Source organism: Luteibacter sp. (genome assembly GCF_036500425.1).
Taxonomy (GTDB): Bacteria; Pseudomonadota; Gammaproteobacteria; order Xanthomonadales; family Rhodanobacteraceae; genus Luteibacter.
This window is the reverse complement of the sequence record NZ_DASYCB010000022.1, coordinates 98,596-113,408: the sequence shown is the minus strand read 5'-3', so window position 1 is coordinate 113,408 and position 14,813 is coordinate 98,596. Positions and strand designations below refer to the sequence as shown.

Genomic DNA, 14,813 nt, shown 5'->3' with positions numbered 1-14,813 from the left:
AGCGGCACGGCACGCCCATCGCGCGCAAGCGCGCTCCTACAAACCGCCTTTGTAGGAGCGCGCTTGCGCGCGATAGCCTCAGTGCACAACCCGGCGGCAGCATCCACGTCGCCGATTCATGAAGATCCCCCATCACTTCATGCGGATTTCCCTAACAATCCGCCGACGCCTTACCCGTTAGCATGGCCCAGGTAGCGATACCCACAGACCCGCCGGCATGAGGGCAACGCCTTGGCTACCATCAACGATCTCCCTGTGTCTCGTCGTGGCTTCCTTAAGCTAACGGCCGTTTCCGCCACGCTCGCCGCCACGCCCCCGTGGGTGGCCCGCGCGGCCACCCCGGATGGCGGCAAGCCACCGGTTATGCAGGCCGTGACGCTCGAGGTCAACGGCAAGCCCGCGACGCTCACCCTGGATACGCGCACCACGCTGCTGGATGCCTTGCGCGAGCACATGCACCTCACCGGCACCAAGAAAGGCTGCGACCACGGCCAGTGTGGCGCCTGTACCGTGCTGCTCGATGGGCGGCGCATCAACAGCTGCCTGACCCTTGCCGTGATGCACCAGGGTGCCAAGGTCACGACGATCGAAGGCCTGGGTACGCCGGATAAGCTCCACCCGCTGCAAGCGGCCTTCGTCAAGCACGATGGCTACCAGTGCGGCTACTGCACCCCGGGCCAGATCTGCAGCGCCGTCGGCGCGCTGGATGAAATACGGCGTGATGTACCAAGCCATGTAACCGCGGACGTCAGCAGCAAAGCAGCATTCAGTACGCTCGAACTCCGCGAGCGCATGAGCGGCAACATCTGCCGCTGCGGTGCCTACTCGAATATTGTCGAGGCGGTGACCGAGTATGCGGAGGGCCAGGCATGAAGCCCTTCACCTACGAACGCGCGACGTCGCCGGCCCAGGCGGCCGCTGCCGTGGCCAACGAGCACAAGGCGAAGTTCATCGCCGGTGGCACCAATTTGCTCGACCTCATGAAGATCGAGGTCGAGGCACCCGAACACCTGGTCGACATCAACGGGCTAGGGCTCGACACGATCGAGCCGACGCCGGACGGTGGCCTGCGCATTGGCGCCCTCGTGCGTAATACCGATCTGGCGGCGGATAACCGGGTGCGCCGTGATTATGCGTTGCTGACGCGCGCGCTGGTCGCGGGTGCATCGGGCCAGCTGCGCAACAAGGCGACGACGGCCGGCAACCTGCTGCAACGCACGCGTTGCCCGTACTTCTACGACACGCACCAGGCCTGCAACAAGCGCCTTCCGGGCAGCGGTTGCGCAGCATTGGGCGGATTCAGCCGATCGCATGCGATCGTCGGCGTGAGCAGCGCCTGCATCGCCGTACACCCCAGCGATATGGCGGTGGCGATGCGCGCCCTCGATGCCACCGTGGAAACCGTGCAGCCGAACGGCCAGACCCGCCGTATCCCGCTGGCGGAGTTCTACAAGCTGCCGGGGGCGACGCCACACATCGAAAACGTACTGATGCCAGCCGAACTCATTACCGCGGTGACCTTACCCAAACCCGTAGGCGGCACGCACATCTATCACAAGGTACGCGATCGCGCGTCGTATGCGTTCGCCCTCGTCTCCGTCGCCGCCATCGTGCAGAAGGATGGCACGGGCAGGGTAGCGCTGGGCGGCGTGGCACCCATGCCATGGCGTACTGACGCCGCGGACGCGAAACTGGCGGAAGGCGCGAAAGCCGTGACCCCGGTGTTGCTTGCGAATGCACGCACCACACCGCAGAACGCGATGAAGGTGGCACTCGTCGAGCGAACCCTTGGGGCAGTCATCACGGAAGCGAGGAGCTGAGCATGAAGTTCGATACCCCCGCTACCATCAATCCGATCGATCGCCTGAAGGTGGTCGGCCAGCCGCACGACCGTATCGAAGGCCCGCTGAAAACCACTGGCACGGCACGCTACGCCTACGAACGGCACGACGCCGTGCCGGATCACGCGTACGGCTACATCGTCCCGGCCACGATCGCGAAGGGACGGGTCGTCGCCATCGATACCTCACGAGCGAAGGCCGCGCCCGGCGTGCTGGCCGTGGTGACCGCGAAAGAGGCGGGCCACCTGCCGAAGGGCCAGTTCAACACGGCGAACCTGCTCGGCGGCCCGGACATCCAGCATTACCACCAGGCCCTCGCCGTCGTGGTCGCGGAGACCTTCGAACAGGCACGTGCGGCAGCGGGTCTCGTCCGCGTCAACTATGCCCGCACGCCCGGTACCTTCGATCTGGCGGCCGCCAAAGGCGCCGCGGTCAAACCGGCGGATGGCGATCCCGATACCGCGGTCGGTGATTTTGCCGGTGCGTATGCCGCCGCCCCGGTCAAACTGGATGCCACCTACACCACGCCCGACCATTCCCACGCCATGATGGAACCGCACGCGTCCATCGCCGCCTGGGAGGGTGACAAGCTCACGCTGTGGACCTCGAACCAGATGATCAACTGGGGCAAGGGCGACGTCGCGAAGACGCTGGGTCTGCCGCCCGAGAACGTCCGGCTCATCTCGCCGTATGTCGGTGGGGGCTTCGGCGGCAAGCTCTTCGTCCGCGCGGATGCGTTGCTGGCGGCGCTCGGTGCGAAGGCGGCGAAGCGTCCGGTCGCGGTCGCGCTGCCCCGTCCGCTCATCGCCAACAACACGACCCATCGGCCCGCGACGATCCAGCGGATCCGCATCGGTGCGACGCCCGACGGCAAGATCACCGCGATCGGCCACGAGAGCTGGTCGGGCGATCTGCCTGGTGGCGGCCCGGAGACGGCCGTTAGCCAGACGCGGCTGCTCTATGCGGGGGCCAACCGCATGACCGCAACGCGGCTCGCGACGCTCGATCTTCCAGAAGGCAATGCGATGCGCGCGCCGGGCGAAGCGTCCGGCCTCATGGCGCTGGAAATCGCCATCGATGAACTGGCCGAGAAACTGAAGCTCGATCCGATCGATTTCCGCGTCCTCAACGACACCCAGGTCGATCCGGAAAAACCCGAACGGCCGTTCTCCCAACGCAACTTCGTCCAGTGCATGCGTCGCGGCGCCGAGCAGTTCGGCTGGCAGCAACGCTCAGCGACACCGGGTGCGCGCCGCGATGGACGCTGGCTGCTGGGCATGGGTGTCGCGTCTGCCTTCCGCAATAACCTCGTGATGAAGTCGGCCGCGCGCGTTCGGCTCGGCAAGGACGGACGCGCCACGGTTGAAACCGACATGACCGACATCGGTACCGGCAGCTATACGGTGATCGCACAGACCGCGGCGGAAATGCTCGGCCTCCCGCTATCGAAGGTGACCGTTCTTCTGGGCGACTCGTCGTTTCCGGTGTCCTCGGGGTCCGGTGGGCAGTGGGGTGGCAACAGCTCCACGTCGGGGGTCTACGCGGCGTGTGTGAAACTTCGCGAGGCCGTCGCCGGGAAGCTCGGGCTAGACCCCGCATCAGCCGTCTTTGAAGACGGTAAAGTCACTGCCGGCGGTCATAGCCTGCCGCTCATGCAGGCCACCATGGGTGGCGAGCTCGTCGCCGAGGACAGCATGGAATACGGCGACCTGGAAAAGAAATTCCAGCAATCCACATTCGGTGCGCACTTCGTCGAGGTGGGCGTCGATGCGGCCACGGGTGAGATTAGGGTGCGACGCATGCTGGCCGTCTGTGCCGCGGGCCGTATCCTCAATCCGAAATCGGCCCGCAGCCAGGTAATCGGCGCCATGACCATGGGCGTCGGTGCGGCCTTGATGGAAGAGCTCGTCGTCGACAAGCGCCTGGGCTTCTTCGTCAACCACGACCTCGCCGGATACGAGGTGCCTGTACATGCGGATATCCCGCACCAGGACGTGGTATTCCTCGACGAAACCGATCCCATGTCGTCGCCGATGAAGGCCAAGGGCGTGGGAGAACTCGGCATATGCGGCGTCGCCGCCGCAGTCGCCAATGCCGTGTACAACGCGACAGGCGTGCGCGTGCGTGATTACCCGGTCACGCTCGACAAGCTACTGGACAAGCTCCCGGCCGTATGAAGTCCTACGGCGAATTACGCGAACTGGCCAGGGCATGGCGCGTGCTTGGGGAGACTCCCGGTGCGCGCGCCGCGTTGGTAACGATCCTGCGTACATCGGGTTCCACGTTCCGGCGTGTCGGCGCCGCCATGCTGGTCCGTGCCGACGGTAGCGTGGTCAACCCGCTTGCGGGTGGCTGCCCGCAACGGGAGATCGTCGAGCGCTCGCTTATGGTGATGAGCGAGGGCAGGATCGCCTATGTGGCCTACAACGCCGAACAAGGACTGGACCTGCTCATGGAAGCCGGCTGTGGCGGTGAACTGGAGGTGGCGATCGAACCGATCCACGGCGAGCTACCTGCCTTCCTCGGTGACCTGGATGCCATGCTCGCTAGCAACGATGCGTTTCGCATCGTCACCTCGTTCCCCGCGCCGGATGCGCGCAGCCCTGCAACGCGGTCATTAATGCGGGTTGAGGGCGGCGATGGCGAAGGTGTAACACGCGACAAGGCCATGAGCGAACCGTGGGAAGGTGGCTTCCGCCTGTTCGAAACCTTCGATGCACCGGTGTCGCTCATTGTCGCGGGCGCGTCGCATGAAGCCAGGGAACTGGCCTACCTGGCGTCGCGGATGGGCTGGCGGGGCGTCGTCGTGGATACGTCCGTGGAGCGCCTCGAACACATGAATCTCGATGCGCCAGGGTGGCATGCCGTAGAAGTCCGCCCCGAGCGACTCGCCCACACCTTACGTGTCCACGCCTCGACGGCCGTGGTCAGCATGACCCACAACCTCGAACTCGACATCGCTTATCTTCGCGCCGGACAAGCCTGTTCCGCGTTTTACCTCGGTACCCTAGGTTCACAACAACGCGCCCGCACCATCGCCCACGCCGTGCCATCGCCCACGCTGCACGTACCCGCCGGCCTGGACATCGGCTCCAACACCAGCCGCGAAATCGCGCTTTCCGTCGTCGCCGAAATCATGGCCGCCCGGCATGCCCGCGATGGCCGCGCCCTAAGCCGCAGCGGCGGCCCAATCCACTAACCAAACGCACGACCCTGTAGGAGCGCGCTTGCGCGCGATCCCTCCCAACCGGCGTACACTCCCCACGCACCCTGCCCACACCGGCGGCCGGGCAAGTGATAAACGTCACAGCGTCCAGGGGGAACCACATGACCCATCGTTTTGCGAAGGCGGCCCGATTCATCGCCTGCCTGTTGCTATGCACCGCTGTGCCCGCCGTGTACGCCAGCGAAAGCGCGGACACGAAAGCCAGCATGGCCACCCTGCAGATCCCCAGCCACGGGTCGCAGCTCAACGCGATCGTCTACGTGGCGGCCGGCGCGGGCCCGCATCCGGCCGTGATCCTGCTGCATGGTTTTCCCGGTAACGAGCGCAACCTGGATCTTGCCCAGGACATGCGCCGGGCAGGGTGGGACGTCCTCTACTTCAATTACCGCGGCGCGTGGGGCACACCGGGCGACTTTTCCTTCGCGAACAGCATCGAGGATGTGTCGTCGGCCATTGCCTACCTTCGCGACCCCAAGAACGCCGCAAAGCTCCGGATCGATCCCTCGAAGATCGTGCTCATCGGCCATAGCATGGGTGGCTTCATGGCCACGCAAGGCGCGGCCGCGGATCCCGCGATCAAAGGTATCGCCCTGATTTCAGGCGCCGACATGGCCGGTATGTTCCAGCAGGTGCGAGCGAAGGAACCCACGCAAGCAGCCGCAGCGAAGAAGATGGGCGCGATGCTCGCGGAAGAAGGCCTCGCGCCGCTGCACGGCGTGACCCCGGATGGCCTGGGCCAGGAACTTGCCGACCATACGGCCAAGTGGGTCTTCTCATCCACGGTCGACGCGCTCAAAAGCCGGCCGGTCTTCGTCATTACCTCAGACGACGGCCTGGCTCCATCGGATGGGGCGTTCGCCGAGGCACTTCGCAAAGCCGGCGACACACAGGTGGCCGCGCTGCATTTGCCAACGGACCATGCGTATTCCGATAAGCGCCTGGAGCTTTCGCAGGCCTTGCTGAAGTGGCTGGCAACGGTCAGGTAGAGGGCCGGGCAAGAATCGGGCCTTTACCTGTGACCAAGGGGGCGGCTTTCAGCGCGGAAACGACATGTCAGTTAGTCCTGCCGTGAGGTATCGCACCTGCGGTGGGTCATCAAACCGCTCCATCGATCGGACATATGCCAGAGGCCACCGGGCTACCCGGCTTTCACAGCTAAGTAGCCCGGCTGATCAACCGACTAGCACGGAATCGCGCGGACGACCGGACGCGCTCAGTATGAGGGCATGCGCTTTACGACGAAGGCCCAGTTCGCTTCTGCCAAATGTCGTAAATTTCCCGAAGCCTGTCTCCCGTTTTTTTCTTGCTGATTAGGCCATACGCCTGAACCAAGGCTGTGCCTGCAGGATTGAACGGTACGGAGCCGAATCCAGTAACTAGCGGTTGTCCGTAGTAAGCGAATTTCTTGTCCGACGTATCCTGAGACCACTTCAAGGAAGGGTGGTTCGTCAGAAAAACCCGGCCGAGGTACATGCCAATGTCCATGACTAAGGACAAAGTCCTGGTTGTCAGCTCGGTTTCTGGTACATCCATGGGAAAGGTCTGCTTTTCCCTTATCTTTTCCAGCTCTGTCTCAGATCGGCTTCGAGTCTCTACCTGGGAGGCAAACCAATGGCCAAGCGGACTGAGTGATGACGGAGTGTAATCCGCGCACCACTGACCGAACCCAGGCGTATTGCGCACAGCCTCTTCTAGTACGTCGATGCGAGCTGGAATCACGCCGATGAACCATTGGAAATATTGTTCGAGCTCGCCTTTCGACATATCAAGAAGATCTTTCTCGAAGGGCTGCTTAATGATGTCGTATGTCATGGTCAATGTTCAATAACGTCTATGCCGTTCTGCTGCAGAGAATTTCTCAATGGAGCAACCCGACCACTTAGACCGATACCGCGAAAGCGATAGGGTCCATCATCCGCAGATCATTCTGGTCAAAGATACGGTCAGTGCAGGCTACCGAACCGTAGCGAGCTTGTCGCGACCGGCGACGGGCCGCCACAGCGTTAGCTAACGATTCTCACATACAGAACATCCCATGCCGAGGATGGCTCGCGAGCACCCAATGAACGCGAAGCCATCGTTCTCCTCTACGCCGAATTAATCTCCTAGGCCCAGGTCCTCGGTTCAGCGAATTTCCGGTAATCATCTACGAGATGGGACAGCTATTTTGCCAAAAGCTAATGCCCATCACGGATTATTTTGATTGCTCGCTCGCCAGCCAAGTAAGTAACTCCTGGAGGGTCTCGAAAGATGGTGGACGATTTGCCGTCTTTCTTCGAATCAAGACTTCGAGCGCATCCTGCGCGCCGCCCAACTGCCAACTGTCGACCTTGAAAATCTCAACAAGTCTATCCGAAGGTCTGAGTTGACCGGGATGGACGCCGACTTCCTTTGCAATCGTGCTAAAAACCTCTTCGAACAAGGCGAGCGGCGCATTCGTATTCGACATAACCCGTAGGTGCTCGAGGCTAACATCTTCCCTTGTCCCAAATAGATTGGTTCGCGTGTGCCGCCTGAAGTACATAATCAAGGCGGCCAATGCGACAACGGAAGCAACAACTATGATCCACGTCAAGGTCATGGTGAGTTCTCAGGAATCGCGTAGATGAAGCCTTCCAGAATGATAGTTGCATCGTAGAAGCCTATTCCTACGGTAGCAACGCCGATTATTGCTGCACCGGCCCTTACCGCTGGAGCATTCGCGCCAGGTACATTGGAGAAGACAGGCCAATCGGTCAGTGCGCCTGGTCAGCCCAAGCGCGCGCAGCGCTCGAAAACGTAGATCAATTTTTTAGAGTTCACTGTCAGGCAGCACCGACAATGCACGAAGGGAATTCACCTACACATATTCGGCGAACCAAACCTGGCCATTGCGAGAGTTCATTCGCGAGTCCACGTTCGGTTGCACGCCGAGGATCCAGCGCCGTTATTGGCGCCGAGAGATAGCAGGCCCTTCACGTCATCTATGGCCAGGCAAGGCCATCCGTGGATCGATGCGCTCCCACTGACGCCGGGCTATGAATGGGCATGGGCCGCGCGCTTGGTTAACTCTCGTCGTCGATCGCACTAGGCAGGCAAGCGCGCCCCGGCCGGCCAACGCGACGAAAGCAGATACATACGGTGGATTACAGCGTAAGTGACGCTTTTTCTATAGATCTCGGCCGATCCTCAGATAGTGCCGGTGTAACCGTCCATCCGTACGGGCGTCAGGTTCGGCGCAGCCTCACGCCGCTGACCGCCAGCAGCCCTGCCACGATGAAACCCATACCCAGCCACTCGCTAGGTGCGGGCTTCTCCTGCAGCACCACCCAGGCCATCAGCACGCTAAGCACCGGCACGGCGAGTGACGACACCGATGCGACGGCGGTAGGCAACCGCCGCACCACCAGCAGCCATAGCGTCCAGGCGAGGCTGGTGGCCAGGATCACCGAGTATGCCAGGCCCGCGATGAAGGCCGGGCTCCACTCGATGGTCCGCTGCGGTACGAGCAGCGCGACGACACCTAGCCCGGCGGCGCCAAAGGCCATCTGCCATGCGGTGAAGGTGAGCGGGTCGGGCTGGTGGCGCTGGAACATCTGCTTGCTGGTGACCGTACCCAGGGCCCAGCACATGCCGCCAATCAAGGCGAACAGGGTGCTGACCGGATTACCCAGGCCATGCCACGGGGCGATAACACAGGTAAGGCCGATCGCGGCGAGGGCGAGCCCTATCCAGTGCCTGCGCGACGGCCGCTCGCCCAACAGTAGCCATGCCAGCAGCACCGCCCAGAACGGCATCGCATATGCCAATAACACCACGTGGCCGGTTCCACCTGCGGTGAGCGCGAACTGGCCGAGTCCCTGGAAAGCGGCGGTCTGTGCCAGCCCGGTCACGATCGTTGCGGGCAGCGGCGGTGGCGCCAGGGGGCGGCGCATCACCAGCAACACGACGAACAGCAGCACCGCACCGATGCTGTAGCGCAGGGCCGAGAAGTCGAACGGCCCCGCGTATTGCAGCACCAGTTTCATCACGATCCAGCTGAAAGCCCAGATCACGACGGTGACACCCAGTGCGATGACAGCGCCCGTCGACGCCTTTGCCTCATTCATGCCCAACACGTCCCCGGTTCAAGAGGGACATAGTGGCCTAGGCGGGTCCGACACGGAAGCGGCAGACGTGGCCGCCACGGACAAGGCACTCCATGTGATGGATACGCCGGCCGCTGGTGTAGTTAGCTTGTGACGCGCCTACGGTTTAGCTCCGGCGCACGGCGATGCATGCCCCTGCATGGCGTGGAATTCGATCGACAGACCGAGGTCGTCCTGCGTCGGTGCCAGGAATGATTCGCCGGCGAGTCCCTGGTATGTCGGCAGCTTGCGCTCGTAGCCGCGCTCGACCCAGCGCTGCGCACGGCCGAGGTCGGCGACGGCGAAGCTCACGCCGAGGATGCGGGCGCCGCCCTTCGCCATGGTCTGCGCGGCGACACCCGCGCCATCGGGCTGTACGGCCAACAGTGCGGTGGGGCCCACCGGTACGCAGAACCCTTTCGCGCCCACGGCAGGCAGCGTCACGGGAATGGCATGGCCGAAGCCCATCTTCTCCAGCTCGCGCCGATCCGCATCGGCATCGCCCGACACTATCCAGATCGAGGAGAGCGCGCGGGCGCCATTCGAATGTTCGCGCGTCACACGGTAGTCGTCCTTATTGGCGGGATCGAACTGGTCAGGCGCGTAGTCGGCCTTGTAGTCGATGAAGAAGGTGTTGCTCGACAGCGGCGGGTGGTCCAGGTCGAACGCGAACAAACGCCAGCCCGGCTTGGCGCTATCGGGCCCGGTGAAGAATGGCGTGATGGGGTAGTGCAGCGCTTCCAACGCGGTATGCAGGGTATCCAGCGACGACGAACGGAAGCCAAAGGTCCGTGCACCGGGCCCGTTCTTCAGCGCCTGCCGGTCTTCCTTCATACCGGGGTCGTAGCTGGGATCTGCCCGGGTGACGCCGAGCAATTCGATGAAGCTCGTATCCGAGAAGCGGATATAGCGGTTCGCTACGCCGCCAGGATCGCGACCGGGCCGGACCTGGAAGCCCAGCTTGACCGCCATCACCGAAGTGGCTTCGTCGATCCCATGGCCCCACAGCAGCACATGGTCGAGTCGTGTCGTCGTCGCAACGGACGCAGGTGCGGCTATCGCGGCCTGGGCGGTGGCGAGACACAGTAGGCAGGCTGAGGCGAGACGGATCGGGCGCATGCGAATCCTCATGGTGGGTAGCGGTTGCCGCTGCGCCCTTTTATCGGCGCTCGCGCCTGTCGCCGCAAGGACAATTTCCGAGCGAAAACGGCCAGCCGGGAAGGGCGGCAGACAGCGCGCGAGCGCTGCGCTCAGGTACCCGTACTACGGCGCAGATCCTGCGGCGACATGCCAAAGGCACGCACGAACGCGCGCCGCATGCGGCTAGCGTCGCCGAAACCGGTCGACATCGCGATGTGCTCCAGGTTGAGGTGGCCGGTTTCCACGGCGATGCGCGCCGCTTCCAGACGCAAGCCTTCGACGACCTTCGCTGGTGTCGCACCGATATCCGCCGCGAACGCGCGGGCGAAGTTGCGCGGGCTCATCGCGGCCCGTTCGGCGAGGCGCTCGACCGACATCGGCTCGTCAAGTCGCGTGCGCATCCAGCCGATCAGTTCACCGAAGCGGCCGGTCTTGCCCCCTTGTTCCATCAGCACGGAGTACTGCGATTGCCCACCGTGGCGCCGCTGGTGCACCACGAGCTGCTGCGCCGTGCGTCGCGCGATACCGGGGCCGAGGTCGTCTTCGACCAGGGCCAGGGCGAGATCGATCCCCGCGGAAATGCCCGCCGAGGTCCAGAGCTTGCCGTCCCTGACAAACATCCGGTCCGCATCGAGCCGCACCTTCGGATACAGCTGGCGGAAGCGCTCGGCTGCCGCCCAGTGCGTGGTGGCGAGCCGGCCATCAAGCAGGCCGGATTCAGCGAGGAAGAACGCCCCGGAGCAAACGCCTGCCGCCCGGCGCCAGGCGTCGCCCGCAAGCAGCGCCGCGATCCCCGACTGGCCCGCTTCGACCTGCGCCAGGTTGCCACCGGAGACGATCACGGTATCGAACAGCGTGTGCTCCAGCGGTGCCGCGGTCAGGCATACACCTGACGAGCTGCGCACCACGCCACCGCCAGGGGCGACGACGTGGATCGCATAGCTCTCCGGCCGGAACCGTTCGGCCATCTCGAACACGGCGATCGGGCCAGCCGCATCCAGCAGCTGGAACCCGGGGAAAACGACGATGGCGATCTCGCGGCGCATGGTGCGGCCATTGGGCTTGATCCGGATGGCGAGCGTCAAGCGGGTGCCCGCACGGTTGGGTCCATATCGAGGGTTCCAAACTGAGGGGCTCGTGCGTGCAATCTGGGGGATATCCCCGATGGCGGGCGGGCCCGGTCTCCGTAGTCTGAACTCGCAGCTCGACATTGAACTGCCTTCCCCACGGAGAACACCCATGTCTCGCTATATCGTTGAACGTTCCTTCCCTGGCGGCCTCGATCTGCCCACCAATGAGACCGGCGACCGGCTGTGCCGCAAGATCGTCGACACCAATGCGGAAGAAGGGGTCACCTGGGTGCATTCCTATGTGAGCCTGGACCGCACGGTGACCTTCTGTGTCTATGACGCTCCCAGCCCGGAGGCCATCCGCGAGGTGGCTCGCCGGAACAAGCTACCGGTCGGCAGCATCACCGAGGTCTCGGTGCTCGATCCGTACTTTTATCTGGGTATCGGCCATGCGGGCAGCGAATCCACGGCACGTTCCCGTCTGCGCGCTCCCTGGCTTCCGTTCAGCTACCTGGCGGCCTGAGGCGGAAAGCTACAACAGCGGCACGCCGCTTCACTCGTCTGGAACCTGCCCGGTGCAAGAATGCGCGGGCAGGTTCCGGGGAGCCCGTAGGTGGAACTCATCGAACGCGATTACGCCCTGCAACGCTTGCACGACGCCGTCGGGCGAGCAGACCAGGGCACCGGACTCACCGTCCTCGTCAGCGGTGAGGCGGGGATCGGCAAGACGGCGCTGGTGCGCCGGCTCGTGCGCGACCGGGCCGTGGAGGGTGATCGGGTGCTTTGGGGCAGTTGTGAGGCCCTGTTTTCGCCCCGGCCATTGGGGCCGATCTACGACATGGCCCACGCCTTCGACGCCGAGGTGCAGGGCATGCTGGGGGTCGATGGCTCACGTGCCCGGCTCTTCAGCGCCGTGCTGGCGGATCTGCAACAGTCCTGCCGCACCACGCTGCTGGTCCTCGAGGACTTGCACTGGGCGGATACCGCGACCCTGGATCTCGTGAAATACCTGGCCCGGCGCATCCACCCGCTGCGCGCCATGCTCCTGCTTACCTACCGTGACGATGAGATAGGTGACAGGCATCCGTTGCAACTGGTCTTTGGCGATCTGCCGGCCGATGCCGCGATGCGCATTCCTTTGCTGCCGCTATCGGAAGAAGGCGTCGCGCGTATGGCGCGCGAGTCCGGCTGCGCCGTCGATGGCATCTTCGCCACCACGGCCGGCAACCCGTTCTTCGTCACCGAGGTTCTGCGCGCGGAGGGCGTGCCGGCCAGCGTGCGCGATGCCGTGCTGGCGCGTGCCGCACGGCAAATCCCATCGGTACGCGCACTGCTTGACCTCGTGGCGATCGTGCCAGCGCGCATCGATATCGCCACCGTCGACGCCGTCCTTGCGCCCATGGCCGAAGACATCTCCGCCGCTCTCGCGTCAGGGCTCATCACGCTCACCGATGGCTGGTACGCCTATCGCCACGAGCTCGCACGCATCGCGATGGAGCAGGCGCTGGCCGCGCCCCAGGCTGCCATGCTCCACGCGCAGATGCTCGCTCACCTCGAAGCGCAGAACGAGGACACCCCCGCACCCTCTCAACATGCGGTTCCTTTTGCCCGCCTGGTGCATCACGCCGCGGGCGCTGGCGACGCTACCGCCGTCCTGACCTATGCGCCTGCGGCTGCCGAGGAAGCCATTTCGCACGGCTCGCACTGTGAGGCTGCCAAGTTGTATGGCGTCGCGCTGGCCCACGCATGGAACCTGTCGCCGCGTGAGCAGGCCGAGCTTCTGGGTCGCCGCTCCTACCAGTGCTACCTCACCGACCAGGCCGACGAGGCCATGACCGCGACCCTGCGTGCGCTGGCCATCTGGCGTGAACTCGGCGACCTCACCCAGGAAGGGCACACCCTGCGTTGGTTATCACGCCTGCGCTGGTTCGCCGGCCTGAACGGTGAGGCGGAAGCCTATGCCGACCAGGCCGTGGCCTTGCTCGAACAACTGTCTGAAGACCGTGAGCTGGCCTGGGCGCTGAGCAACCGCTCGCAGCTGTACATGCTTGCAGGCAAGACCGCGGAAGCCGTGGCGTGGGGCACCCGCGCGACCGAACTCGCCAAGCGCATCGGCGATACCGAAGTCCTCTGCCATGCCATGAACAACGTCGGCACCGCCATGCTCGGCACCGGCGACCCGGAGGGCAGGGCGCTGCTCGAAGCCAGCCTGGCGGTCGCACTCGAACACAACTACGGCGAACACGTCGCCCGCGCCTATGCGAACCTGACCAGTACCGAAGTCACCACGCGCGACTACGTGCGTGCGGCGAAATCGATCGACGAAGCCCGGGCCTACTTCGCTGAGCGCGATCTCGATTCGTGGGCAAACTACGTCCTCGCCTGGAAGGCCCGCATGGATTTCGAACAGGGCCGCTGGGACGATGCGGCACGCCTGGCCAGCCAGCTCATCATCCGTGACGCGGTGGCGCCCGTCACCCGGATCCCCGCGATGGCCGTGCTCGCACGCATCCGCCTGCGCCGCGGTGATTCCGGTGCCGATGCCATGCTTGATGAAGCCAGCGAACTGGCGAGCAGCACCGGCGAGTTCCAGCGGCTTGCACCCGTGGCGATCGCACGCGCAGAAGCAGCGTGGCTGCAAGGCAGCACGCGGTTGACGGACGCGTGGGTAAGGCAAACCTACACGATGGCCGAAGGGCTAGGTGAGCGTCGCGAACTCGGCGAACTTGCCTTCTGGTGCTGGAAGCTGGGCGAGGAGCAGGGGACGTATCGCGCTGTGGATGATCCCTACGCCATGCAATGCGATGGCGAGTGGCAGCGTGCCGCCGACGCCTGGGCGACGCTCGATTGCCCGTACATGCGCGCGATCGCGCTGTGGGATGGCGATGAAGCACACAAGCTGGAAGCCCTTGCCATTTTCGAGGCACTGGGTGCCTGTGCCACGGTAAAGCTGTGCCGAGGTGAATTGCGGCAAGCGGGCGTACGCGGCGTCACGCGAGGACCGCGGGCCAGTACCGCGGCGAATCCGGCAGGCCTCACCGCGCGCGAACGCCACGTCATGAGCTTGTTGGTGAAAGGCCTTTCGAATGCGGACATCGCGCAACAGATCGTGCGCTCAGAGAAGACCGTGGAGCATCACATCTCGGCGATCCTGCGCAAGCTGGACGTGAGTTCGCGCGGCGAGGCCGTCGCTGCAGCGGGGCGGATCGGCCTGACGGACCAGGGCTAGTCGCCGCATTCCCGGCGGAAGTGCACTTCGCACGATGGCGATCGATGCGATCTGTCTGCGTCGGTTGTCGCAGTTCGCGAACATGGCCTGATCTGACAGGAACTCGGCCCGCGCGGGCCGAGGCCGTGTGAATGGCTCACCGCTACCATTTCCCACCATAGCCATTAACCCACCGCTTCGACTCTTCTACAGGGGAAGACC

The 14,813-nt window shown here is 64.1% G+C and carries 12 protein-coding genes; 7 read left to right on the top strand and 5 right to left on the bottom strand.

Annotated features, from left to right (window positions below):
• The first annotated feature begins 240 nt into the window (after nucleotides 1–240).
• The 5 genes from paoA to VGN46_RS05850 all read left to right on the top strand — a co-directional run bounded on the left by paoA (nucleotide 241) and on the right by VGN46_RS05850 (nucleotide 6,053).
• The gene (gene paoA, locus VGN46_RS05870) at nucleotides 241–873 is read left to right on the top strand and encodes an aldehyde dehydrogenase iron-sulfur subunit PaoA (RefSeq protein ID WP_331641709.1); all 633 of its coding nucleotides are present in this window, start codon (nucleotides 241–243) and stop codon (nucleotides 871–873) included.
• Nucleotides 870–1,820 carry a xanthine dehydrogenase family protein subunit M gene (locus VGN46_RS05865; RefSeq protein ID WP_331641611.1) on the top strand — a complete coding sequence of 317 codons (951 nt, stop codon included), beginning with the start codon at nucleotides 870–872 and terminating at the stop codon, nucleotides 1,818–1,820. The genes paoA and VGN46_RS05865 overlap by 4 nt, the downstream gene beginning before the upstream one ends.
• 2 nt (nucleotides 1,821–1,822) lie before the next feature.
• On the top strand, nucleotides 1,823–4,018 hold the full coding sequence (paoC, locus tag VGN46_RS05860; protein WP_331641609.1) for an aldehyde oxidoreductase molybdenum-binding subunit PaoC: 2,196 nt from the start codon (nucleotides 1,823–1,825) through the stop codon (nucleotides 4,016–4,018).
• Nucleotides 4,015–5,040, top strand: coding sequence for an XdhC family protein (locus VGN46_RS05855; protein WP_331641607.1), 1,026 nt, complete (start codon nucleotides 4,015–4,017; stop codon nucleotides 5,038–5,040). Before paoC ends, VGN46_RS05855 begins: the two co-directional genes overlap by 4 nt.
• A gap of 128 nt (nucleotides 5,041–5,168) precedes the next feature.
• Nucleotides 5,169–6,053 carry an alpha/beta hydrolase gene (locus VGN46_RS05850; RefSeq protein WP_331641605.1) on the top strand — a complete coding sequence of 295 codons (885 nt, stop codon included), beginning with the start codon at nucleotides 5,169–5,171 and terminating at the stop codon, nucleotides 6,051–6,053.
• Between the two features lie 247 nt (nucleotides 6,054–6,300).
• On the opposite strand, the gene VGN46_RS05845 is transcribed toward VGN46_RS05850, so the two are convergent.
• From VGN46_RS05845 to VGN46_RS05825, 5 genes are all read right to left on the bottom strand, one after another.
• Nucleotides 6,301–6,879 carry a hypothetical protein gene (locus tag VGN46_RS05845; RefSeq protein WP_331641603.1) on the bottom strand — a complete coding sequence of 193 codons (579 nt, stop codon included), beginning with the start codon at nucleotides 6,877–6,879 and terminating at the stop codon, nucleotides 6,301–6,303.
• 382 nt (nucleotides 6,880–7,261) lie between these two features.
• Entirely contained in the window at nucleotides 7,262–7,648 is a 387-nt protein-coding gene (locus VGN46_RS05840) for a hypothetical protein (protein WP_331641602.1), read from the bottom strand.
• Between the two features lie 625 nt (nucleotides 7,649–8,273).
• Nucleotides 8,274–9,155 carry a DMT family transporter gene (locus tag VGN46_RS05835; RefSeq protein ID WP_331641601.1) on the bottom strand — a complete coding sequence of 294 codons (882 nt, stop codon included), beginning with the start codon at nucleotides 9,153–9,155 and terminating at the stop codon, nucleotides 8,274–8,276.
• Nucleotides 9,156–9,293: 138 nt separating this feature from the next.
• Nucleotides 9,294–10,292, bottom strand: coding sequence for a VOC family protein (locus VGN46_RS05830; RefSeq protein WP_331641599.1), 999 nt, complete (start codon nucleotides 10,290–10,292; stop codon nucleotides 9,294–9,296).
• Between the two features lie 131 nt (nucleotides 10,293–10,423).
• Nucleotides 10,424–11,398 (bottom strand): GlxA family transcriptional regulator, encoded by a 975-nt coding sequence (locus VGN46_RS05825; RefSeq protein ID WP_331641597.1) that lies wholly within the window; start codon nucleotides 11,396–11,398, stop codon nucleotides 10,424–10,426.
• A 154-nt stretch (nucleotides 11,399–11,552) separates the two neighbouring features.
• On the opposite strand from VGN46_RS05825, the gene VGN46_RS05820 reads away from it, so the two are divergent.
• Nucleotides 11,553–11,906: a DUF4242 domain-containing protein gene (locus tag VGN46_RS05820; protein ID WP_331641595.1), complete on the top strand. Its 354-nt coding sequence runs from the start codon at nucleotides 11,553–11,555 to the stop codon at nucleotides 11,904–11,906.
• Between the two features lie 90 nt (nucleotides 11,907–11,996).
• The gene (locus VGN46_RS05815; RefSeq protein WP_331641593.1) at nucleotides 11,997–14,612 is read left to right on the top strand and encodes a helix-turn-helix transcriptional regulator; all 2,616 of its coding nucleotides are present in this window, start codon (nucleotides 11,997–11,999) and stop codon (nucleotides 14,610–14,612) included.
• Nucleotides 14,613–14,813: the final 201 nt, after the last annotated feature.